26 protein-coding genes are annotated in these 22,449 nt (G+C 63.9%); 21 read left to right on the top strand and 5 right to left on the bottom strand.

Features of this window, described 5'->3' with window-relative positions; translation table 11 throughout:
- Positions 1-7: 7 nt before the first annotated feature.
- Positions 8-388: a transposase gene (locus FJV43_RS08535; protein ID WP_239626152.1), complete on the bottom strand. Its 381-nt coding sequence runs from the start codon at positions 386-388 to the stop codon at positions 8-10.
- 301 nt (positions 389-689) lie between these two features.
- Here FJV43_RS08535 and FJV43_RS08530 point away from each other — a divergent pair, with 301 nt between their 5' ends.
- The 6 genes from FJV43_RS08530 to FJV43_RS08505 are packed head-to-tail and all read left to right on the top strand — an operon-like array spanning position 690 to position 7,084.
- Positions 690-1,940, top strand: coding sequence for an urea ABC transporter substrate-binding protein (locus FJV43_RS08530; protein ID WP_239626150.1), 1,251 nt, complete (start codon positions 690-692; stop codon positions 1,938-1,940).
- A 58-nt stretch (positions 1,941-1,998) separates the two neighbouring features.
- Entirely contained in the window at positions 1,999-3,606 is a 1,608-nt protein-coding gene (urtB, locus tag FJV43_RS08525) for an urea ABC transporter permease subunit UrtB (RefSeq protein ID WP_239626148.1), read from the top strand.
- Positions 3,603-4,694 (top strand): urea ABC transporter permease subunit UrtC, encoded by a 1,092-nt coding sequence (gene urtC / locus FJV43_RS08520; protein ID WP_239626146.1) that lies wholly within the window; start codon positions 3,603-3,605, stop codon positions 4,692-4,694. Before urtB ends, urtC begins: the two co-directional genes overlap by 4 nt.
- Positions 4,694-5,419 (top strand): ATP-binding cassette domain-containing protein, encoded by a 726-nt coding sequence (locus tag FJV43_RS08515; RefSeq protein WP_239626145.1) that lies wholly within the window; start codon positions 4,694-4,696, stop codon positions 5,417-5,419. Before urtC ends, FJV43_RS08515 begins: the two co-directional genes overlap by 1 nt.
- Entirely contained in the window at positions 5,416-6,114 is a 699-nt protein-coding gene (locus FJV43_RS08510; protein ID WP_239626143.1) for an ATP-binding cassette domain-containing protein, read from the top strand. The genes FJV43_RS08515 and FJV43_RS08510 overlap by 4 nt, the downstream gene beginning before the upstream one ends.
- A gap of 31 nt (positions 6,115-6,145) precedes the next feature.
- On the top strand, positions 6,146-7,084 hold the full coding sequence (locus FJV43_RS08505; protein ID WP_239629360.1) for an acetamidase/formamidase family protein: 939 nt from the start codon (positions 6,146-6,148) through the stop codon (positions 7,082-7,084).
- 1,068 nt (positions 7,085-8,152) lie between these two features.
- Here FJV43_RS08505 and FJV43_RS08500 read toward each other — a convergent pair.
- From FJV43_RS08500 to FJV43_RS08490, 3 genes are all read right to left on the bottom strand, one after another.
- Entirely contained in the window at positions 8,153-9,232 is a 1,080-nt protein-coding gene (locus FJV43_RS08500) for a YeeE/YedE family protein (protein ID WP_239626141.1), read from the bottom strand.
- Positions 9,233-9,306: 74 nt separating this feature from the next.
- Positions 9,307-9,657, bottom strand: a complete 351-nt coding sequence (locus FJV43_RS08495) for a metalloregulator ArsR/SmtB family transcription factor (RefSeq protein ID WP_024337386.1) — start codon at positions 9,655-9,657, stop codon at positions 9,307-9,309.
- 36 nt (positions 9,658-9,693) lie between these two features.
- Positions 9,694-10,065: a thioredoxin gene (locus tag FJV43_RS08490; RefSeq protein ID WP_239626139.1), complete on the bottom strand. Its 372-nt coding sequence runs from the start codon at positions 10,063-10,065 to the stop codon at positions 9,694-9,696.
- A 75-nt stretch (positions 10,066-10,140) separates the two neighbouring features.
- Here FJV43_RS08490 and FJV43_RS08485 point away from each other — a divergent pair, with 75 nt between their 5' ends.
- On the top strand, positions 10,141-10,872 hold the full coding sequence (locus FJV43_RS08485; protein ID WP_239626138.1) for a cytochrome c biogenesis protein CcdA: 732 nt from the start codon (positions 10,141-10,143) through the stop codon (positions 10,870-10,872).
- 3 nt (positions 10,873-10,875) lie between these two features.
- On the opposite strand, the gene FJV43_RS08480 is transcribed toward FJV43_RS08485, so the two are convergent.
- Complete coding sequence (locus tag FJV43_RS08480) at positions 10,876-11,595, bottom strand: hypothetical protein (RefSeq protein WP_239626136.1); 720 nt, start codon at positions 11,593-11,595, stop codon at positions 10,876-10,878.
- A gap of 47 nt (positions 11,596-11,642) precedes the next feature.
- Between FJV43_RS08480 and FJV43_RS08475 the strand changes: the two genes are divergently transcribed.
- The 14 genes from FJV43_RS08475 (at position 11,643) to FJV43_RS08410 (ending at position 22,438) form a co-directional block, all read left to right on the top strand.
- Entirely contained in the window at positions 11,643-12,263 is a 621-nt protein-coding gene (locus FJV43_RS08475; RefSeq protein ID WP_239626135.1) for a thioredoxin family protein, read from the top strand.
- A 124-nt stretch (positions 12,264-12,387) separates the two neighbouring features.
- Positions 12,388-12,843, top strand: a complete 456-nt coding sequence (soxX, locus tag FJV43_RS08470) for a sulfur oxidation c-type cytochrome SoxX (protein ID WP_239626133.1) — start codon at positions 12,388-12,390, stop codon at positions 12,841-12,843.
- 18 nt (positions 12,844-12,861) lie between these two features.
- The gene (gene soxY, locus FJV43_RS08465; RefSeq protein WP_239626132.1) at positions 12,862-13,314 is read left to right on the top strand and encodes a thiosulfate oxidation carrier protein SoxY; all 453 of its coding nucleotides are present in this window, start codon (positions 12,862-12,864) and stop codon (positions 13,312-13,314) included.
- A gap of 18 nt (positions 13,315-13,332) precedes the next feature.
- Positions 13,333-13,659 carry a thiosulfate oxidation carrier complex protein SoxZ gene (gene soxZ / locus FJV43_RS08460; protein WP_239626130.1) on the top strand — a complete coding sequence of 109 codons (327 nt, stop codon included), beginning with the start codon at positions 13,333-13,335 and terminating at the stop codon, positions 13,657-13,659.
- A 28-nt stretch (positions 13,660-13,687) separates the two neighbouring features.
- Positions 13,688-14,509 carry a sulfur oxidation c-type cytochrome SoxA gene (soxA, locus tag FJV43_RS08455; RefSeq protein ID WP_239626128.1) on the top strand — a complete coding sequence of 274 codons (822 nt, stop codon included), beginning with the start codon at positions 13,688-13,690 and terminating at the stop codon, positions 14,507-14,509.
- 27 nt (positions 14,510-14,536) lie between these two features.
- On the top strand, positions 14,537-16,228 hold the full coding sequence (gene soxB / locus FJV43_RS08450) for a thiosulfohydrolase SoxB (protein ID WP_239626126.1): 1,692 nt from the start codon (positions 14,537-14,539) through the stop codon (positions 16,226-16,228).
- Between the two features lie 6 nt (positions 16,229-16,234).
- Entirely contained in the window at positions 16,235-17,506 is a 1,272-nt protein-coding gene (soxC, locus tag FJV43_RS08445; RefSeq protein ID WP_135169139.1) for a sulfite dehydrogenase, read from the top strand.
- Positions 17,490-18,182 (top strand): cytochrome c, encoded by a 693-nt coding sequence (locus tag FJV43_RS08440; RefSeq protein WP_239626124.1) that lies wholly within the window; start codon positions 17,490-17,492, stop codon positions 18,180-18,182. The genes soxC and FJV43_RS08440 overlap by 17 nt, the downstream gene beginning before the upstream one ends.
- A gap of 26 nt (positions 18,183-18,208) precedes the next feature.
- Positions 18,209-18,643 carry a DsrE family protein gene (locus tag FJV43_RS08435; protein ID WP_239629358.1) on the top strand — a complete coding sequence of 145 codons (435 nt, stop codon included), beginning with the start codon at positions 18,209-18,211 and terminating at the stop codon, positions 18,641-18,643.
- A 15-nt stretch (positions 18,644-18,658) separates the two neighbouring features.
- Entirely contained in the window at positions 18,659-19,564 is a 906-nt protein-coding gene (locus FJV43_RS08430; RefSeq protein ID WP_239626123.1) for an alpha/beta fold hydrolase, read from the top strand.
- An 8-nt stretch (positions 19,565-19,572) separates the two neighbouring features.
- Positions 19,573-20,016, top strand: coding sequence for a DsrE family protein (locus FJV43_RS08425; protein WP_239626121.1), 444 nt, complete (start codon positions 19,573-19,575; stop codon positions 20,014-20,016).
- Between the two features lie 107 nt (positions 20,017-20,123).
- The gene (locus FJV43_RS08420) at positions 20,124-21,212 is read left to right on the top strand and encodes a YeeE/YedE family protein (RefSeq protein ID WP_239626120.1); all 1,089 of its coding nucleotides are present in this window, start codon (positions 20,124-20,126) and stop codon (positions 21,210-21,212) included.
- A 111-nt stretch (positions 21,213-21,323) separates the two neighbouring features.
- Positions 21,324-21,875: a YeeE/YedE thiosulfate transporter family protein gene (locus tag FJV43_RS08415; protein ID WP_239626118.1), complete on the top strand. Its 552-nt coding sequence runs from the start codon at positions 21,324-21,326 to the stop codon at positions 21,873-21,875.
- A gap of 11 nt (positions 21,876-21,886) precedes the next feature.
- The gene (locus FJV43_RS08410; protein WP_239626117.1) at positions 21,887-22,438 is read left to right on the top strand and encodes a YeeE/YedE thiosulfate transporter family protein; all 552 of its coding nucleotides are present in this window, start codon (positions 21,887-21,889) and stop codon (positions 22,436-22,438) included.
- Positions 22,439-22,449: the final 11 nt, after the last annotated feature.

Here is a 22,449-nt window from a genome sequence, read left to right as displayed (position 1 = left end):
TCCTGGCTCAGCGCGTGCCGCGCACGAACGCGAAGCGGCCGAGCGATGCGCCGCGCGCCTGATCGGGTACGTCGAAGGGAGCGGGCCGCGGCGCGAACCCGCAGTCGGATCGGACCGGTGCCCGCGGAGTTTCGGACGTTGTACGGACTGTTGTGTCGGCGCTCTCCGACAGCCTGCTCAGCAGAGCCCGCAGTCGTCGGTTCTCGGACTGTAATTCCTTCATGGCCAAGAGCGCCGGTGGCGTCAGGCTGCCGTAGCGCTTGCGCCAGCGATAAAACGTCCGCTCGGAAATGTGGGCCGTTCGGCAGATTTCCGGTATCGGAATACCGGTTTCGGCCTCGTGCAACAGATACAGGATCTCGGTGTCGGTGTGCTGCGAGTGGCGCATGGGCTGACGCTCTCATCGTTGCGTAGCTGCAGAACGAAAACCGCCCGCCCGGCACAACACGCCCGTGCAGTCACCTGCGGCGATTATCATTCGCGGCGCCGACCATGTCGAGTTGCGACGCCGTGATGATGCCGAAAAGACTACAGCGAAATGCCGGCGATCCAAAATGGCAAAATTGACATCAAGCGTGTCGGAGAAGCGCTTTTGCTGACTGATTAAGCAGCGTTGCAGGTTATTTGGAGTTGCTGCTTCGCCGCCCGCGGGCAAACACTCGCGCCACTTCCACGACAGGGGTTGGCACATGAGCAGGTTTACGCGGCGTTCGTTTCTTCAGACCACCGGACTTGCAGCGGCAGCGCTGACGTCGCCGCTCGGCGCGCCTTCTATCATCCGCTCCGCACAGGCTGCCGGCACTGTGAAGCTTGGTTGTCTGTTCTCCTCATCCGGCACGATGGCGAATATCGAAGGTCGGCTCAATCACGTCGTGCGCATGGCCGCCGACGAGATCAACGCCAAGGGCGGCATCAACGGCCGCACCATCGAAGTTGCGGTGTCCGATCCCGCCTCGGACTGGCCACTCTATGCGCAAATCGGCAAACAGATGCTGGAGCAGGACAAGGTTGCGGCTCTGTTCGGCTGCTGGACCTCGGTTTCGCGCAAGTCGGTGCTACCGGTGGTCGAGCAGGCCAACGGGCTGCTGTTCTATCCGTTGCACTTCGAGGGCGACGAGAATTCCAAGAACGTCGTCTACGTCAATTCGCCGCCAGCCAGTTCCGTGCTGCCCGCGGTCGACTACCTGATGAGCGAGGACGGTGTCAGCGCCAAGCGGTTCTTCATGCTCGGCTCGGACTACGTCTGGCCGCGAACCATCAATAAGCAACTCAAGGGGTATTGGAAGTCGAAGGGTATCCCGGAGAGCGCGTGGAAGGAGGAATATGTCCCGCTTGGCTTCTCCAACTTCCAGACGCTGGTCAATCAGATCCGAGCTTTCGCCGATCAAGGCGGCGGCAAGCCGATCGTGGTGCTGACGGTGGTCGGCTCGTCGATCCCGGACTTTCTGCGCGAGTTTGCCAATCAGGGCATCAAGGCGACGGACGTGCCGGTGCTTGGCCTCGATATGGTGGAAGCCGACCTCGAGGGGCTCAATACCGAGCCGCTGGTTGGCCACCTCAACTGCTGGGCGTATCTGCAGAACGCCAAGGGCGACGCCAACACCAAGTTCCTCAAGCAGTGGGCGGACTACGTCAAGGCGAAGAACGTGCCGTTCAAGGCCGACGTTGCGATCGACCCAATGGTCTCGGCCTACGACGCCGTGCATCTGTGGGCAATGGCGGCCGCCAAGGCGAACTCGTTCGACGTGCCGGAGGTGCGCAAGGCGTTCGCAGGGCTCAGCTTCGATTGTCCATCCGGCTACAAGATCCAGATGTCCGGCGAGAATAACTACGCCTCGCGCGGCGTGTTCATCGGCTCGGTCAACGAGAAGCAGGGCTTCGACGTGCTATGGCAATCGAAGGACGCACCGAAGCCGGTGCCGTTCAGCCCATACAGCTGATGATGCGATGGATGAGCGACTGTCGGCCGGGATCAGGCCGACAGAACCGGCGGACTTGATGCGGCGTTTATTTCTCATTCTGTTGTTCCTGTCTGCGGCCGTCGGCTCGTCCACGGCCGCCGAGCTGGATCGGGCGGAATTGATCAACCGGCTGTGCGGTGATGCCGCCGCGCTGGGCGAGGCGGGTCGCTCGTTGATGGGTGTCGCCGCCGAGGGCTCCGCAGCCGATCGCGCCTGGGCCGCTCCGATCGCGCGGGCGATGATGGACCGTAAGCTGACATGCGACGGCGCGGGCGCGGTGGCCATAACCGCTGACGGCGGCCGGGATGCGCTCAGCGGTGCGCCGCGCACCGCTGCCGAGAGCGGTCGCTCGCCCTTGCTCAGCCTCAAGAACCGCAGCGTGTTCGAGATGGCCGATGCGGCGCTGGCGCTGCGTAGCTCATCCGAGCTGGGACGGCGCGCGGCGGCGCTTCGCACGTTGGAGCGGCAGGCCGTAACCCTGCCGGAGCTCCTGTTCGAGTCCGCGGCCGCGGAGGAAAGCGATCCGATACTGAGAGCGCAGATCAGCGCGGTTGCGGAAGCCGCGGCGCTCAATTCCGCCGACCCGGCGAAGCGGATCGCAGCATTGCAGCGCATCGCCGCGACCCCGGACCGGCGCGCGCTTGCCAAGGTCGGGCCCTTAACCAAGGACCCCGCCTACGCCGCCGATCCGGCCTTCAAAGGTGCCGTCGACGCGACGGTCAGAAAGATCGAGCGCGGCATCAAGATCGGCGACGTGCTGGCGACGCTGTATAATGGCCTGAGCTTCGCCAGCATCCTGTTCATGGCGGCGATCGGACTCGCGGTGATCTTCGGCCTGATGGGCGTGATCAACCTGGCGCAAGGCGAGCTGATCATGATCGGCGCCTACGCCACCTGGCTGGTACAGGAGGCGCTGCAGCGGTTCGCGCCGGCGCTGACCGAATACTACCTGATCATCGCCGCTCCCGTCGCGTTCCTGGTCACCGCCACGATCGGCATCGCGCTCGAAGCGGCCCTGCTGCGGCATCTATATCGCCGGCCGTTGATGAGCCTTCTAGCGACGTGGGCGGTCAGCCTGTTCCTGATCAATATCGTCCGAGTGACGTTCGGCACGCAGAATCTGAACTTTGTCACGCCTTTCTACGTCACCGGTGGCGTGCCGGTGATCGGCGATTTCATCTTCACGTGGAACCGGATGTTCGCGATCGCCTTCGCGGCGGTCACGTTGGGGCTGACCTGGAGCCTTATCCGGCTGACGCCGCTCGGCCTCAACATTCGGGCCGTGACGCAGAACCGCACCATGGCTGGCTGCATCGGCATTCCGGTCCGCCGTGTCGACATGCTGGCGTTCGGGTTGGGCTCGGGGCTTGCCGGGCTTGCGGGCTTGGCGCTGGCGCCGATCTACAGCGTCAATCCACAGATGGGGCAGAACTTCATCATCGACAGTTTCATGGTGGTGGTGCTCGGCGGCGTCGGCACCATCGTCGGCACCGTGGTCGCGGCTCTCGGCATCGGCCAGGTCAACGTGCTGATCGAGCCGCTGTGGGGCGCGGTCGCCGCCAAGGTGATCGTGTTGCTGATGATCATCGCCTTTCTGCAATGGCGACCTGAAGGACTGTTCGCCATCAAGGGGCGCCGCAAGTGAAGCCTCTGGCATCCGACCGCCCGTTTCAGATCCTGTTCGCCGTCGTGCTGGCGGTCGCCGCGCTGCTCGCCGGATCCATGGTCACGCCGCTCGGCATCTCAGCTTACCTTGCGAACGCCATCGGGCAGCTCGCGGCCTTCGCCGTGTTGGCGCTCGCGCTCGACCTGATCTGGGGCTATCTCGGCATCCTGTCGCTCGGCCACGGATTGTTCTTCGGCATTGGCGGCTACGTCGTGGCGATGCATCTGCTGAAGCATTCGAGCGAAGTCACCGGCCGGGTACCGGACTTCATGCAGTTCATGGGCTGGTCCAGTTATCCGTTCTACTGGGCCGGGCTCGGCTTCTTCCCGTACGCCTTGCTGGTCGCAGCGGTGGTGACGATTCTGATCTCTGGCGTGTTCGGCTACGTCTCGTTCCGCTCGCGGGTCGACGGCGTGTATTTCGCGATCATCACCCAGGCGCTGGTCTATGTCGCCATGCTGCTGATGTTCCGCAATGATACTGGCTTCGGAGGCAACAACGGCATGACTGGCTTCTTGGTGCTGTTCGGCTGGCCGATCGGCGGCCGCGGTGTGGTGATTGCAATGGCGGTGGTCTCCGTGCTGTTGCTTGCAGCGGTCCTGCTTGGCTGCCGGCTGTTGCTCGGCAGCAATTTCGGCGTGCTGATGATTGCGACGCGGGACGACGAGGTGCGGCTGCGCACACTGGGCTATGAGACGCTACGGCTGAAGCTTGCGGTGTGGTGCCTGTCGGCGCTGATCGCCGCGCTTGCCGGCATGCTCTACGTACCACAGGTAGGCATCATCAATCCGCGGCTGTTGTCACCCGAATTGTCCTTGGAAATCGCCGTATGGGTCGCGATCGGTGGGCGCGGACATCTGATCGGCGCGGTGATCGGCGCCGTGTCGGTCAACGCGCTGAAATTCTGGCTGTCCGCGGCGGCGCCGGAATTGTGGCCGTTCATCCTGTCCGGCCTGATCGTCCTGGTCGTGCTCGTATTTCCCAACGGGCTGGTGGATCTCGCCAAGTTGAAGCTGACGCGGCCAATGGGTATCAAGCGTCTCGCCTCCGAGCCGGAGTTGCGCTGATGGCGGCCGCGCTGCTGATCGACGCGGTCACGGTGGAGTTCGGCAGCTTCCGCGCCATCGACGGCCTGTCGCTGGCGATCGATTTCGGCGAAGTGCGCGCCGTGATCGGTCCGAACGGCGCTGGCAAGACCACGATGCTCGACGTCGCCTCCGGCATCACGCGCGCCAAACAGGGGCGGGTGATATTCGACGATACGATCGACATCACCCGGTCGAGCGAATCCGATATCGCGCGCGCCGGGGTGCGCCGCAAATTCCAGAAACCGAGCATTTTCGAGGGGCTCGACGTGCGTCAGCATATCGCGATCGGCGCGCAAGGCGGGCTGCGGCGGATACTGTCGTCTCACGCTCTCGCGCAGCGCGTCGACGACGTGCTGACGGAGGTTGGGCTCGCAGATCTTGCGCTTCGCCCGGCGTCCGAACTGGCGCACGGCCAGAAGCAGTGGCTGGAGATCGGCATGGTGCTGGCCTCCCAACCCAAGGTGCTGATGCTGGACGAGCCGGTCGCGGGCCTCACCGACGAGGAGACCGAGCGCACCGTCGCGCTGGTCCGCAAGCTTCGACGTCCTGATCGCGCCATCGTTGTGGTCGAACACGACATGGACTTCGTTGAGCAAATCGCGGATCGCGTTACCGTGTTGCACGAGGGGAGGACGCTGTTCGAAGGCTCGATGCAGGACGCCCGCGCCGATGCGCGGGTCGTCGACGTCTATCTGGGGCGATGACGATGCGCTTCCGCGTCGAAAGTCTCGACCAGCACTATGGCAGCGCGCAGGTGCTGCGCCGCGTCGACTTCGAAATCGCCCCGGGCGAATGCCTTGCCGTGCTCGGTCGCAACGGCGCCGGTAAGACCACGCTGCTGAAATGCCTGATGGGTGTGCTGTCGGTGACGCGTGGCAAGATCCTGGTCGACGATGCCGACGTTGCCGGTTGGTCGTCGCATCGCCGCTCCACCGCCGGCCTCGCTTATGTGCCGCAGGGCCGCGAAATCTTCTCGGAGCTGACGGTCGGCGAGAACATCGAGGCCGCGGCGCGCGCGCATGGCACGTTCGGAACGCCGTTCATGGACGAGGCGATCGGGCTGTTTCCGGTGCTTAGCCAGATGTGGCGACGTCCCGGGGGCGCGCTGTCCGGCGGCCAGCAGCAACAACTCGCGATCGTGCGGGCGCTGGTGACGAAGCCGGACCTGCTGATCCTCGACGAGCCGACCGAAGGCATCCAACCCAACTTGGTTGCGATGATCCGCGACGTGCTGGCCACGTTCAAGGGTCGGATGTCGCTGCTGCTGGTTGAGCAGTATCTCGATTTTGCCGTCAGCCTCGCCGACTCCTTCGTGGTGCTGTCGCGCGGCAGTGTCGCCGAAGCCGGCCGCATCGATCGTGCCAGCCGCGAAGCACTTGCCCGCCATATCTCGATCTGATCCCTGTTTAACCTCCCAACGGAGCCATGCGATGTCCCGCCGCCACGAAATTCCAGCGACGCCCGAAAACATGGTGTGGGGCTATCTCGACAGCACCACGCCGCCGGTGATCGAGGTCGCCTCCGGCGATACCGTGACGTTGCATTCGTTTCCGGCTGGGGGCAAGGAAACGCTGCCGGAAGACCGCAGTATCGTGCCCGCGGACTATCTGAACGCGCTCGACACGATGCTACAGGGACCGGGCCCGCATTTCATCACCGGCCCGGTGCACGTGAAGGGCGCCAAGCCCGGTGACGTGTTGCAGGTCGACATCCTCAGCGTCAAAGTGCGCCAGGATTGGGGATTTGTGTCGATCCTCCCGTTGCTCGGCACGTTGCCGGACGAATTTACCGAGTATGAAACCATTCATCCTAAGGTCGATCATGACCGCAATGTCTGCATCATGCCGTGGGGAACGGAGATCCCGCTCGATCCGTTCTTCGGTATCATCGCCACCGCGCCGCCGCCGGCTTGGGGCCGGTGCGGCTCGCCCGTGCCACGCGCCTTCGGCGGCAACATGGATAACAAGGAACTGCGTGCCGGCACGACGTTGTATCTGCCGGTGTTCAATGAAGGCGCGCTGTTCTTCGCCGGAGATGGCCATGGCGTCCAGGGCGATGGCGAAGTCTGCATCACCGCGCTGGAAACCGGGGTCACCGGCACCTTTAGGCTGACGGTCCGCAAGGACATGGACCTGACCTGGCCGTTCGCGGAAAGCGCCACGCACCTGATGTCGATCGGCCTCGACGAGGATCTTGACGACGCCGCCAAGCAGGCGGTGCGCCAGATGGTCAAGCACGTCTGCGACCGTACCAACCTGTCGCGGAACCAAGCCTACATGCTATGCTCATTGGTCGGCAATCTGCGCGTCACGCAACTCGTCGATGGCAATAAAGGCATTCACATGCTGCTGCCGAAGGCGTATCTCTAAGAGCCAACGGAGAAGCAATCCGGCGAACCCGGTCGCTCATGCAATGCAGCCAGAGGTGATACATCGCGCATGTCCGGTGATGTAGCGTTGGCCCGAGCTGCTGGCAGTGCAGGGATCCCGTTTGTACTTTCAATGGGGATGGCCTGACACCCTCCGCCGCACTGCCTCGCCACGGCGTCGAAGCGACAGCAAATCAAGGAAAAGTACGATGATGGCTGTTGGAGGCAGTTCCGTGATGTTTTGGTCACCTCGCAAACCGTAGCGCGTAAGGGCAGGCGATGGATTGAGAAGTACACGGCGCTTAGGCTCGAGCTACGGACGTCGGACGCGAAAGGGACGAAGGAGGCGTTCGGCTAGATCGTAACCTGAGGTGAATGTCAGTATCGGTCGTTGCGGCCGTCCGATTTAACTTATCCGATGGCCTCGTAGCCGCAGTTGACCCACAAGATCAGACAGCGCGCGTCCAAACATCTACGACTATTATCGTGCGACGAATGCCCATTTGGAGTCGGCTAAGTCAGTCGTACGATCAGTAAGTCATTGAGTTTTCTCAAGCCAGGGCTGACTCTTAATCAGCGGGTCCCAGGTTCGAGCCCTGGTGCGCCCACCAAATCAACGACTTAGCCATCCAAACCGCTTGAGCATCTGATTTGTCAAACGGTCGTTTTTGGCCCCAGCAATCGCCACTGCATTGATAATGCGAAGGCCGGCATCGCACTACAGCCCAGCAGTTCGTTGTGCGGGTGAGGTGCAGACTGGCTCAGCAGACGGCGACCAGAATGGTGCTCCGATTTAGCCAATGATGGATTGGAACGAGACTTCAAGTCTTTCAATCGGTTAGAAGGTGGCGTGTGCACCGGGAGATCAAGAAAAGTCTATCGAGAGCAAGTGCGGATCATTTCTCTTGAGTGATGCCTATGCAAGTTTGGACTTGTTGGAGAGGCGGGCTCGCAAGCGGCCACTCGATGCAAGCCCGCTCGATCAGCTTCTCGGAACTAGCTTTCGCAATTTGAATTCCCGAGTAGCAGAAGCGCTCGGGGATGACGGCTGAGTAGCTCGCTTGAAACACTAGGTCGAAGCCCCGAATAGTCTTCGCACGGCTGGCAGCCATTCGCCCGTCATCGTGAACTCGAGCCCAAGGCGCGCGCCGCAGGCGATGGCCAGCATCGCTATCGGAGCCGATACGGCAAGCGTCGAGAATGCGCTCAGGCCCTGACCGATGGTGCAGCCCATCGACATGATGCCGCCGACGCCCATCAAGAGCGCGCCGATCATGTGACGTTTCAATTCGCGGGCGTCGTCGCAGGCCTCCCAGCGGAAGCCGCGCGCGAGCATCGCGGCGGCAAACGAGCCTGTGACCACGCCCGCCACAGAGCCGATGCCGAAGTTCAGCCGTGCGCCGGAGAAGGTTGCGATGTAGAGGATGGTGTCGCCGAGCGGGGCCACAAAGGTGAGGGAAGAGACCCGCACGGGATCGAACTCGTCGTCTGCAAGCCATCCGGTCGCGAACCAGCCGAACGCGATCGCGGCGCCGACGGCAAGACCGGAGGCCAGCAGTCGCGGCGACCGGATCAGCCTGCCGTCCGCAAGCGCCCAAAAGGCGAGTGCGGCGGCAATTGTCACGACGAGAATCGCGCGTGCCGTGCTGCCTGCGCCGAGCAGCGATGTCAGGGTCTGGTTGCTACCCTCTGCAAGCTGCAGGGACAGTGGCTCGATCAACGCCACGCGCAGCATGCCGGTAATGCCGCGCATGGTCGCGAGCGCGGACAGGCCGAGCACGAGAAAGACCACGATGGCGCGCAGATCGCCGCCGCCGACGCGCACCAGCGTGCCGAAGCCGCAAGTGCCGACGAGCGCCATGCCGACGCCGAACATCAGCCCGCCGATGATCACACCGCCAAGCCCGATCGATGCGGTGAGATAGATCGATCGCGACAGGTCAACGATGCCGAAAGCTGCGAGCGCCTGCGTCACCAGCAGCGCCACGGCCGCAGCGAGCGCAAAGGATTTCAGGCGACGATGATCCGATCCGAAGAACGCGTCCTCAAGCATCGCGAGCGTGCAGAAACGGCCCGCTCGGCCGGCAATACCGAGGACGGCGCCGGCGGCAAACCCGCATGCGAATGCTATGGTCGAGGGATTGAGCATTCCTCCCGCAAGATGTTTGTTCTGCCTCTTTGGGCAGTTTGCGCCGGAGGGTTGCGAAAATCCAGCGCGGAAAATTACCGTCGGCGCCGGCGTACCGGCTCGCAGAACACGTCATAGACGGCGGTGAGAATCTTGCGGACGTCCTCGTTGGCGAGGCTGTAATAGATCGTCTTGCCGTCGCGGCGGGTCGTCACCAGCCGATCGAGTCTCAGCCGCGCGAGCTGCTGGGAAACGGTCGACTGCCGCTCGCCGAGGAACTGTTCGAGCTCAGTCACGGACTTCTCGCCCTCAGCGAGGATGCAAAGCAGCAGCAAACGGGACTCGTGCGACAGCGCCTTCAGCATGTCGCTCGCCTCGCGCGCCTTCTCGATCATCTGCTCGAGCTCGGCGGAGCCCTCGATCTCCTTCAGCTTTGGCAACGGCATTACGTCAAAGTCCCCTGAGCAAAATCCAATGAACGGTCACGACTTGGCTGGCTCCGGTACTGTACTGGACAGGATCCGGTCCAGGAGGCCGAAGAAGAAGGCATCCCCCGGATAGCCGCGAATGCGCCCGATCTCACGGCCTTCTTTTACCACGACGAAGGTCGGCGTGAAGACGCCAGGATCGATTCCGGCCAGATCGGCGGGCAGGGGGCTGTTCAGGTCGACCCGGCGCAGCGGCGCGGCCTGGCTTTCCTCGGTCTTGGCATAGATTGGCGCGATCTCGGCATTGAAGCGCGCGCACCACACGCAGCCGGGACGCTCGAACATGACGAGCTCGGCCGCGCGCAATCCCGTCGCGGGCAGCGCGAGCGCGATAGCAACTGCGAGCGAGGCGATGATTCGGTTCATTCCAGGCAACGGACCTCTGGACTTCCTGGGCGCGTTATATCATTAAATTCGTATATGTGCTAGGGATGAGGCGCCATGACCTTGGACGTCACGCTGGGAGCTGCCTTTGTCGCAGGGCTGTTGTCGTTTCTGTCGCCATGTATCCTGCCCCTGGTGCCGCCCTTCCTGTGCTACATGGCCGGCGTCTCGGTGACGGATCTGTCCGGCGACAGGCCGGATATGCGGCCACGCGTCCTGGTCTCCGCACTGGCCTTCGTGGCGGGCTTTTCGCTGGTCTTCGTCGCGCTCGGCTCGACCGCATCGCTCGCCGGACGCTTCATCTCGGCGCATCTGTCGACGCTCGGCATCATCGCCGGCGGCCTGATCATCGTGATGGGCCTGCATTTTCTCGGGATGTTTAAGGTTCCTCTGCTCTATCGCAGCGCGACCTTGCAGGTCGGCAACCGGCCAGCGGGCGTGGCGGGAGCCTTCGTCATGGGGGTGGCGTTCGCGTTCGGCTGGACACCCTGCGCCGGCCCCATCCTCGCTGCCGTCCTGCTGATGGCAGGCTCGGAGGAGACGACGGGACGGGGGGCGCTGCTGCTGCTCGCCTATTCGGTTGGGACCGGCATTCCGTTCCTGATCGCGGCTGCCTTCACCAGCGAGTTCATTGTCGCGCTTGGCCGTGCCCGCCGGCATCTCGGCCTGGTCGAGAAAGCGATGGGTGTCTTCCTGGTCGTGACCGGCCTGATGTTCCTGACCGGGCTGATGCCGGCGGTCTCGGAGTGGCTGCTGGAGCGATTCCCCGGCCTGACCAGCATCGGCTAAGTCTCAACCGAAGCGGAAATCGAGCAACTGAGCGTAGGACTGCAGCTCGATCAGGTAACGATGCACGAGCGGCCCGTCGCCGACCATTGCCGCGTGCGCAATCGCGCCGCTGCTCGCGATCGCGCCGTCGATCAGGCGGCGGAACTCGCTCGTCTTGGCGATCTCCGCGCTCGCCCACTCGTTGCAGCGCTGCAGGCGATCGCGAAATGCACCCGCGGCGGCAACGGTGTCCTCGGCGTTCGCCGGTACGGGTTGCTCGCCGTACCGCGTGGCCGCGACACGCAGCTTCTCCATCGCCGGCGCGATCTCGAAGACGCAGTCGCCGAGATCGTAGAGGCCCGCACGAAGCCTGAGCTCATGAAGTGACTGACGAAGCGCAAGCAGCTCGCGGCCGGCAGCGACGGTGTCTCCACTGTCCAGCGCACGCGTTGCTGCCGTGAGGCGTTCGCGACCGCGATCGAGAAAGTCCGATAGCACGGCCGGCGCATAGACGGGCAGGGGGATGGATGCGTTCGGCTCGAGCCGCTTCCATGCGGCCACTGCCTCGCCGGTCTCCATCTGGGCCAGCGCGATGTTACCGGTGCGGGCATAGCTCGCAGCGGTGCGCAGGTTGGCCATAATCGGCGCCATCGCCGATGCGAAATCCGCGGGTTCTGCGGCGTCCGCGCCTAGGGCGAGCGCGTTCGAAGCCAGCCATGCCAGCAGGACGATGATGCGGCGCACGATCGGAAATCCTTGTCACATTCGTATATTCGAATATCATAGCGAAAATGACCGACGCGCAAGATCTCCCAGAGCACGAATCCCTGATCTCGCTTCGCGCACCCACGCGGCGCGGCTTCCTCGCCTTGGCGTCCGGCGCCGCCCTTGCCGCGGGTCGCGGCGTGGCCGCAGCAGAGCCGTCGCTCGGGGAAGACGGGCTCTATCATGAACCCTGGTTTCTGCAGAGTTTTCTCGATCTGCGTGAGGATCTCGACAGCGCCGCCGCCAGCGGCAGGCGCCTCGCCATCATGTGGGAGCTGCGCGGCTGTCCCTACTGCCGCGAGACGCATTTAGTGAACTTCGCGGACGCCGATATCACCAGATACGTCCGCGACAATTTCGAAGTCTTGCAGCTCAATCTGATCGGCTCCCGCAAGGTTACGGACTTCGATCGCCAGGAATTGTCCGAGAAGGAGCTCGCGCAGAAATACGGGATCAGGTTCACTCCGACCTTCCAGTTCTTTCCGCCGTCCTCCGACGGCATCGAAGCGAAAGAGGTGATGGCGCGGGAAGTGGCGCGGGCGCCCGGCTATCTCAAGCCGCCGCATTTCCTTTCGATGTTTCGTTTCGTGCGGGAGCGGGCCTATGAGCGCGGCTCGTTCCGGGATTTTCTCGCCGCAAACGGTTGAGAGCGCCCCGTGAATTTCGCTTGACGCCGCCTTTTATATGAACATATCATAATAAATGAATTTGATGGACTGTGAGTCCATCGCAATCAAAGACGGGCGTCACCCCGTCATAAGGGTAGGGAACATGCGGCGCTCGCTCGTAGCTGCGTTTGCACTGTGTTTGTCGGCCGGAGGCGCGCTCGCCCAGCAGCCGGCTGCGGAGCCGATCAAGCTCGACGTCGTCAACGACTCGTTGCCGAAGTCGTTGACCGGTACGCCCGGCAATGCGGAGGCCGGCAAGAAGGTGTTCTTGACGCGTACGCTCGGCAACTGCCTGGCCTGCCATCAGGTCACCAGCCTGAAATCCGAGGAATTCCACGGCGAGTTCGGTCCGTCGCTTGACGGCGTCGCCGGACGCTACACCGAGGCGCAACTGCGCCTCATCGTTGCCGACCCCAAGCGCATCTTCACGAACACGGTCATGCCCGCATTCTTCAAGAACGACGGCTTGAGCCGGGTGCGCCCGGAGTTCGTCGGCAAGTCTATCCTGACGGCCGCGCAGGTCGAGGACGTCATCGCTTTTCTCAAGACGCTGAACTGACGGCGGGGAGGACCAGGAATGAAAGCCATCAATCGACGGCAGGCCTTTGCGCTCGGGGGCGGCTTCGTCATGCTGACCCTGTTGCCCATGGCGGCCGATGCCGAAGTGACCAACGACGCGGCCAAGTGGATCGAGAAGTTCACCGGCGGCAAGCAGCCCACCAAGGGCAAGATCTCGCTCGACCTGCCGGAGATCGCCGAGAATGGCAATACCGTGCCGCTGTCGCTCACCGTCGAGAGCCCGATGACGGCGGAATCCTACGTCAAGGATGTCATGATTCTCGCGGACGGCAACCCGAATGCGGGCGTGGCGACGCTGTCCTTCACGCCGCTGTCGGGCAGGGCAGAGGCCTCGATCCGGATCCGGCTCGCGTCCACGCAAAACGTGGTTGCGATCGCGAAGATGAGCGACGGTTCGCTGTTTACGGAGCAGAAGACCGTGAAGGTCACCATCGGCGGCTGCGGCGGCTAAGGGCTAAGGAGAAGACAGATGGCAGACAAACCGCGCATCAAGCTCCCGAAGGAAGCGGCCAAGGGCGAGGTCATCCAGATCAAGACCCTGGTCTCGCACGTGATGGAATCGGGCCAGCGCAAGGACGCGCAGGGCAAGCCCATTCCGCGCAAGATCATCAACAAGTTCGCCTGCGAGTTCAACGGCAAGCCGGTGTTTGCCTGCGCGCTGGAGCCGGCGATCTCCGCCAATCCGTACATCCAGTTCGATGCCAGGGTGGATGAAGCCGGGACGTTCAAGTTCTCCTGGACCGACGACGACGGCACAGTGGTCACGGCCGAAGAGAAGATCGCACTCAAGGCATGATGCGCATCGCGCATTGAGGGAGGCTCGGATGGCGCCACGACATGTTGGTTTGCTTGCTGTGATCGTGGCCGCCATATCGGTTGCGACGGTCGCTTCCGCCGAGGACGCCGAGCGCAAGGGCATCCCAGCGCCGCCCGGCCACGTCTTCAAGACCATCATTTCTGGCTACGAGTTTCGCAGCAAGGAGACACGGGCGCTGCAAGACGACGATCTGGAGAATCCGGGCTTCCTCGCCGTAGAGCGTGCGGCGGATGTCTGGAAGAAGGTCGAAGGCAGCGAGGGCAAGTCCTGCATGAGCTGCCACGGCGCGGCTGAGACCGCCATGAAGGGCGTCGGCGCCGCCATGCCGAAATGGGACGACAAGCTGAAGAAGCCGGTTAATCTCGAGCAGCGCATCAACATCTGCCGCACCGAGCACATGAAGGCGGAGCCCTGGAAGTTCAAATCCCGGGAATTGACCGACATGACCACTTTCGTGCGTTACCAGTCGCACGGCATGCCCGTGGCGGTGAAGACCGACGGGCCGATGTCGCCCTGGTTCGAGCGCGGCAAGCAGATCTATTACACCCGTTACGGCCAGCTCGATCTCGCCTGCGAATCCTGCCACGAGCGCAACAACGGCAAGTTCATGCGTGCCGACTTCCTGAGCCAGGGCCAGACCAACGGCTTTCCGACCTATCGGCTGCGGGACCAGCGCCTGGTGGCGCTGCACGAACGCTTCGAAGGCTGCATGTTCGACGTGCGCGCCGAGCCGTTCAAGCCACTCTCGGACGAGTTCCTCGCGCTCGAGCTCTACGTGTCCTGGCGCGGCATCGGTCTGCCGGTCGAGACGCCGTCGGTGCGCAACTGAAACGATGAGCTTGCAGGAGCATTGCGCATGATCTCTCGCCGCGAGTTCATTCAGGTTGCCGCGGCAACCGCGGCCCTGTCGACCGGCGTCGGCACTGGCCTGGCCCGGGCGGTCGCCCAACAGCGACTGACCGAGAAGGAATTGCTGGCCTTCCAGCCGCTCGGCAACGTCACGCTGGTGCATGTGACTGACATTCACGGCCAGCTCATGCCGCTCTATTTCCGCGAGCCCTCGACCAATCTCGGTGTCGGCGAGGCCAAGGGCCTTCCGCCGCACGTCACCGGCAAGGAGTTTCTCGCCCGTTTCGGCATCGCGCCCGGTTCGTCCGCGGCCTACGCCCTGACCTCGGAGGATTTCGAGGCGCTGGCCAAGAGCTACGGCCGGATCGGCGGCCTCGATCGCGCCGCGACCGTGATCAAGGCGATCCGCGCCGAGCGCGGCGACAAGGTCGCGCTGCTCGACGGCGGCGACACCTGGCAAGGTTCGTGGTCGTCCTTGAAGACGCGCGGCCAGGACATGATCGACTGCATGGCGTTGCTGAGGCCCGACGCCATGACCGGCCATTGGGAGTTCACCTATGGCACCGAACGGGTGAAGCAGGCCATCGATGGCCTTGGCTTCCCGTTCCTCGGCCTCAACATCCGCGACACCGAATGGAACGAGGCGGCGTTCGAGGCCTCGACCATGATCGAGCGCGGCGGCGTCAAGATCGCGGTGCTCGGCCAAGCCTTCCCCTATACGCCGGTCGCAAACCCGCGCTGGATGATTCCGAACTGGTCGTTCGGCGTGCGCGAGGAAGACGTGCAGGCGCAGGTCGACAAAGCCCGCAAGAGTGGCGCGCAGCTCGTCGTGCTGCTCTCGCACAACGGCTTCGACGTCGACCGCAAGCTCGCGAGCCGCGTCAAGGGAATCGACGTTATCCTGACCGGCCACACCCATGACGCGTTGCCCGAGGCCGTGAAGGTCGGCAAGTCCCTGCTGATCGCATCGGGCTCCTCCGGCAAGTTCGTCTCGCGGCTCGATCTCGACGTCCGCGACGGCGAGGTCAAGGCCTACAGCTACAAGCTGATCCCGCTGTTTTCCGACGTGATCACGGCGGACGCCGAGATGGCCGCGAAGATCGCCGAGGTGCGCAAGCCCTTTGCGTCGGACCTCGCCAAGGTGCTGGGCAAGACGGATTCGTTGCTCTACCGACGCGGCAATTTCAACGGCACGTTCGACGATTTGATCTGTCAGGCGCTGATGCAGGAGCGCGACGCCGAGATCGCACTGTCGCCGGGCTTCCGCTGGGGCACCAGCGTGCTGCCGGGGCAGGACATCACCTTCGAGGACGTCACCAACGCAACCGCGATCACCTATCCCGCGGTCTACCGCATGGGCATGACCGGCGCGCGGCTGAAGGAGATCATCGAGGACGTCGCCGACAATCTCTTCAACGTCGATCCCTACTACCAGCAGGGCGGCGACATGGTGCGGATCGGGGGACTTGCTTACGCGATCGATGTCACCAAGCCGCAGGGACAGCGCATCTCGGACATGCAGATGGTCAAGACCGGCGCGCCGGTCGATCCCGCCAGGGAATACCAGGTCGCGGGCTGGGCCAGCGTCAACGAGGGAACCGAAGGGCCGCCGATCTGGGACGTCGTCGCGAACTACCTGATGCGACAGAAAACCGTTCGGCTCGAACCCAACCGGGCCGTCAAAGTTACCGGAGCGTGAGAAGCGATGTCGAAGATGGACAGTTCCCGGCAATCCCGACGCAGTTTCCTCGCCGCTGGTGCCGGCGTCGCGGCGTCGGTGCTCGCCAAGCCCGCCGCGGCGGGAGCCGGCAATCCCGCCAACCAGCCGCCCAACGTTCCTGAATGGACCAAGTCGCTCGGCGAGGGCGTCGCCGTGCGCCCGTACGGCAAGCCGTCGAAATTCGAGAAGGACGTGGTCCGGCGCGACGTCGAATGGCTGACCGCCTCGCGCGAATCCTCGGTGAGCTTCACGCCGCTGCACGAGCTCGAAGGCATCATCACCCCGAACGGTCTCTGCTTCGAGCGCCATCACGGCGGCATCGCCGAAGTCGATCCGGCCGATCATCGCCTGATGATCCATGGGCTCGTGGAGCGTCCATTGATCCTCACGCTGGAGGAACTGAAGCGCTACCCGCGCGTCAATCGCATCCACTTCATGGAATGCGCGGCGAATTCGGGCATGGAATGGCGCGGTGCCCAGCTCAATGGCTGCCAGTTCACCCATGGCATGATCCACTGCGTGCAGTACACCGGCGTATCGCTGCGCACGCTGCTGGAAGAAGCCGGCGTCAAGACCAACGGAAAGTGGCTGCTGGTCGAGGGTGCAGATGCGGCCGCGATGGATCGCAGCCTGCCGATCGAGAAGGCCCTCGACGACTGCATCATCGCCTACAAGATGAACGGCGAGGCGCTCTATCCCGAGCAGGGCTATCCGATGCGCCTCGTGGTGCCGGGCTGGCAGGGCAATCTCTGGGTCAAGTGGCTGCGCCGCATCAAGGTCGGCGACCAGCCCTGGCACACCCGGGAGGAGACGTCGAAATACACGGACCTCATGCCGAACGGCAAGGCGCGTCGCTTCACCTGGTCGATGGACGCGAAGTCCGTGATCACGAGCCCGAGCCCGCAGGCGCCGATCAGGCACGGCAAGGGCTTCACCATCGTTTCGGGGCTCGCCTGGAGCGGCGCCGGCAAGGTCAAGCGCGTGGACGTCTCGCTCGACGGCGGCCGCAACTGGTGGCCGGCGCGGCTCGATGGTCCGGTTCTCGACAAGGCGTTGACGCGCTTCTACTACGAATTCGATTGGAACGGCGAGCCGCTGCTGCTGCAATCGCGCGTCCAGGACGAGACCGGATACGTGCAGCCGAGCAAGGCCGAGCTGCGCAAGATTCGTGGCGTGAATTCGATCTATCATAACAATGGCATCCAGACCTGGCATGTGCAGGCCAACGGTGAGGTCGAGAATGTCGAAGTCGCCTAAGTTCATTGCAGCCGCACTGATGACTTGCGCGCTGGGCGCTCAGGCGCTTGCGGAGCAGAAGCCGGACGCCAAGAGTGCTCCCCGCTATCACATCGGCCGCGCGCCAACCGCGAACGAGATCCGCGGCTGGGATATCGATGTGCGGCCCGACGGCCAGGGCCTGCCGGAGGGAAAGGGCACGGTTGCCCAGGGCGAGAAGCTGTTCATGGACAATTGCGCGACCTGCCATGGCGAGTTCGGCGAGGGCAACGGCCGCTGGCCGGTGCTCGCCGGCGGCAAGGGCTCGCTGACGTCAGACAATCCGGTCAAGACGGTGGGCTCGTACTGGCCCTACGCGTCGACCGTGTTCGACTATGTCCGTCACGCCATGCCCTACGGCAATACGGGCTCCTTGTCTGTCGATGAGTATTACGCGCTGGTCGCCTACGTCCTCTATCTCAACGACGTCGTCACCGATCAGAATTTCGAGCTGAACAAGAAGACCCTCGCCACGATCAAGATGCCGAACGAGCAGGGTTTTGTGATGGACGACCGCGCCACCAGCGAGAAGTCGTTCTGGCAGAAAGACCCCTGCATGAAGGATTGCATCGCCCCGGTGAAGATCACTGGACGCGCTGCCGCCATCGACGTGACGCCTGAGGACGGCAAGGAGAAGAAGTCGCGGGGCGTGGAGTGAACCTCGGCCGGGCGAGCCGCCGCACGCTGCTGCATGCGGCTCTCGTTGCCGGCCTGCTCGTCACGATCCATCCGGCCGTGGCCCAGGCGGGCGAGCCTCACAGGCTCGCGCTGCAGATCAGCGACGACGACCCGGTCAAGATGCGCGCCGTCCTCGATGTCGCCGCCAACGTCTCGCGGCATTATTCCGGTCAGGGCGAGGACGTCGAGATTGTGGTGGTCGCCTTCAACGGTGGCATCGACATGCTGCTCGAAGACCGCTCGCCGGTGAAGGAGCGCCTGGTGAATTTCCTGAAATCGATGCCCAATGTCAGCTTCATCGCCTGCGGCAACACGCTGGAGACGCTGGCAGCGAAGGAGGACAGGCGACCGCCGCTGATCGAGGGCGTCGGCGTCACCCAGGTCGGGGTTGCCGCGCTGATGGACTTGGCGGAGAAGAACTGGACGATTGTCCGGCCGTAGGGGAGTTATCCAACGATGCGATGGTTGCTGGGACTGACGGTCTTGCTGGCGCTCGCCGGGGCTGCGCGCGCGGCCGAGCAGGAGCTCGAACTGTCGGTCGCCGGTCGCACGACGCTCGCGACGCTGCGCACACCCGACGCGATGACGCCGGATACGCCGCTGGTCGTGATGACCCACGGCACGCTGGCGCACAAGGACATGGAGGTCATTCAGAGCCTCGCCAAGGCGCTGGAGCAGCGCGGCATCGCGTCGCTTGCGCATACGCTGTCGCTGGGGGCCGATCGCCGCAAGGGCATGTATGACTGCGCTGTTCGGCATGCCTATGTCGTCGAGGATGCGATCGCCGAGATCGGCGCCTGGGTTGCGCGGGCAAAAGGCGTATCCCGGCTCGTCTTCGCGTTCGGCCATTCGCGCGGCGGCAACCAGGTCGCGCGCTATCTTGCAGCAAGCGAAACCCCGGCAGTGGCGGGTGCGGTGCTGCTGGCGCCGGTCACCGCAAAAGCCGAAGCCGATCTGCGGGCCGCTTACGCCGCGACCTATGGCAAGCCGCTCGAACCGTTTCTGGAGCTGGCAACGAAAGCCGTTGCAGGTGGCCGCGGCGCGCAGTGGATGGACGTGCCGGGCTTCATCTATTGCCGCAACGCCGTTGTGACCGCGCGCGCCTTTGCGTCCTTCTATGCTGCCGATGCCGGCCAGGACACGGCCGGCCTCGTGGCGCGCGTGAAGCTTCCGGTGCTGGTGCTCGCCGCGACCAAGGATAGCGTCGTCCCCGACGTGGCTGCCGCCTTCGCTCCGCTGGCCGGGTCGAGCGGGGGCAGGGTGCAGCTCGACAAGATCGAGGATGCCGATCACTTCTTCCGCGACCTGTTCGCGGAAGACGTCGCCGACCGCATCGCCGAGTTCATCAAGCAGACACGCTAGGGGGGACCATGCAGCGTCGATCCATGCTTCGCGCGAGCCTTGCCGGACTATTTGGTGCCTTCGCGGTGCGCCAGGCCTCCGCGGCGACGGAAACGCCCGTGCAGCAGCGCGTCGTCTATCATCTCGCCGATGCCGATCGTGTCGTCTTTGTTCTGGGCAATCTGCAGAATCATGTCGACGGCGTCGGCGGACCCGGCAAGGCCGACATCAGGCTGGTCGTGCACGGGCCGGCACTGCGGGCCTTCCATGCGCTCGCTGCCCAGGACCATACCGTTGCGATGATGACGAAGCTCGTCGATGCCGGCGTCGGTTTCGACGCCTGCGCCAACACGATGAAGGCGCAAGGCGTCAAGCTCGACGATCTCACGCCCGGCTTCGTGGTGGCCGAGAAGGGCGGCGTGGTGCGGCTCGCCGAGCTGCAGCAGCAGGGATTTGCCTATTTGCGCCCCTGAGGCCGCCATGTTCCAGCATGCGGCAGTGCTGGAGCCTTGATCTGGCTCATGGGACGCGACGACGAGATCGCTAGACTGGCAGGCTCACAGGAACAGCCGAGGCGGACGTGCTGACGCCGATCATCGATCTCTTGGGTGAAGACCGGTTGTCATGGCTCGGCGGCCTCTTGGTCGGAGGTCTGTTCGGGTTCTTCGCCCAGCGCAGCCGCTTCTGCCTGCGCGCCGCGGCCGTCGAATTCTCCCGTGGCGAGGGCGGGCCGCGCCTTGCCGTCTGGCTGCTAACGTTTGCCGCGGCGCTGGTGGGCACGCAAGGCCTGGTCGCAATCGGCTGGCTCGACGTATCCGAGGCGCGCCAGCTCGCTCAGCAGGGCAGCATCTCCGGCGCGCTCGCGGGCGGCGTGATGTTTGGCTGCGGGATGATCTTGGCGCGCGGCTGCGCCAGCCGACTGCTCGTGCTCTCCGCCAATGGCAATCTGAGAGCCCTGCTTTCGGGTCTGGTGTTTGCAGTGACCGCCCAGGCCGCTTATCGTGGTCTGCTGTCGCCCGCGCGCGAATGGGTGACCAATCTGTGGCTGGTCGATGGCGGACCGTCGCGCGACATCATGGCCGTGTTCGGCGCCGGTGCCCCCGAGAAGCTCGCATTTGGGGGATTGTGGTTGATTGCCGGATTGGCTTTCGCCTTTCGCAGCAACCTGCCACGCGGTCTCATCCTCTCCGCGCTTGCCACGGGAGCGGCAGTCGTTGCCGGCTGGCTCTTCACCTATCAGCTCTCGCAGGCGTCATTCGCGCCCGTGACGCTGAAGAGCCTCACCTTCAGCGGGCCTTCGGCCGAGTTGCTGATGTTGGTGCTGAGTTCGCAGCTCCGGCTCAGCTTCGACCTCGGCATTATTCCCGGCGTATTCCTCGGCTCATTCGCCGCAGCGGCGCGCGCGGGTGAGCTGAAGTTGGAGGGATTCTCGGACGGGCTTGGCATGAGACGCTATCTATTCGGCGCGGTGCTGATGGGGTTCGGCGCGATGCTCGCGGGCGGCTGCGCGGTCGGCGCCGGAGTGACCGGTGCGTCGGTATTTGCGCTCACGGCTTGGCTCGTGCTTGCTGGCATGTGGCTTGGGGCAGGGCTGACCGATCGCTTCGTCGACCGCGCCGGCATACCGCGACCGCGTCAGGCGGCAAACTCGCCGACCTCGGGTGTCTGATTCTTTATTTTAGAGATTGCTAAATAAAATTCCTTGAATATGATTTTCGTCGATGCGCGCCGATCGAGCCGCAGGAACGCGGTAGTGCGCCGCTGCCCCGGGGAAAGGCACATGACCACCATCACGGAAAGCTATGTTCGCGAAACGCCGCGCACCGCGCGGATCGACTGGTCGCCCTATCTCGTTGGCGCCGGAATCGGGCTGTTGAGCTGGATCGCTTTTGCGGTGTTCGGCGATCCGCTCGGCGTCACCACCGCCTATTCGCGCGTCGCCTCGCTGTTCGCCGTCCCGGTGGTCGGGCCCGAGGCCGTGGCGCAGAATTCCTATTGGAAGAGCATGCCGCTGAAGTGGGACTACGGCGTCTGGTTCCTCATCGGCATACCGCTTGGCGCGTTCCTCTCGGCGGTGATGTCGGGCACGTGGCGCCTCGAGCTCGTGCCTGACGTCTGGAAGGAGCGGTTCGGCCCGTCAGTTGCGAAACGTTTCGTCGCCGCGTTCCTCGGTGGCATCGTGATCATGTACGGCGCCCGGCTTGCCGGCGGATGCACCAGCGGGCACGGCATCTCCGGCGGGTTGCAGCTTGCGGTCTCGAGCTGGCTGTTCCTGGCGGTCATGTTCGCCACCGGACTCGCTGTCTCCGCCCTCATGTTCCGTACACGGTGAGGAGAATTGAGATGACCGCAATGATGACGATCCTTGGGCCGGTACTGATGGGTGCAGCTTTCGGCTTCCTCCTGCAGCGAGGCAAGGTGACCAGCTGCAACGTGATCGAGAATCAATTTCGCTTGCGCGACTTCACCGTGCTGAAGGTGATGGGCACGGCGATCGTGGTCGGCGGCATCGGCGTGCTGCTGCTCGTCGACACCGGCAACACGAAATACTACGTGAAGGATGCCAACATGCTGGCGGTCGCGCTCGGCGCCGCACTGTTCGGCGTCGGCATGGTGGTCTACGGCTACTGTCCTGGAACGGCGCTTGGCGCCATTGCGACCGGCAGTGTCCATGCTCTGGTCGGGGCGCTCGGTATGGTCGCCGGCGCCATCCTCTACGCTCTGAGCTTCGATTGGCTCAAGGCGAACGTGCTCAACGTCGGGGCGCTGGGCAAGGTTCGCCTCCCGGACGTGACGGGCATCCCCGACGTCGTCTGGTTCGCCGCACTGGCAGTCGGTGCGGGGTTGTTCTTCTGGTGGATCGAATCCACGGAAGCCAGGCAGAAGAAGGGTTGAGCGAGTCCTAC

It is taken from the genome of Bradyrhizobium sp. I71, assembly GCF_022354745.1.
GTDB lineage: Bacteria > Pseudomonadota > Alphaproteobacteria > Rhizobiales > Xanthobacteraceae > Bradyrhizobium > Bradyrhizobium liaoningense.
This window is presented reverse-complemented; position numbering and strand designations above follow the sequence as displayed.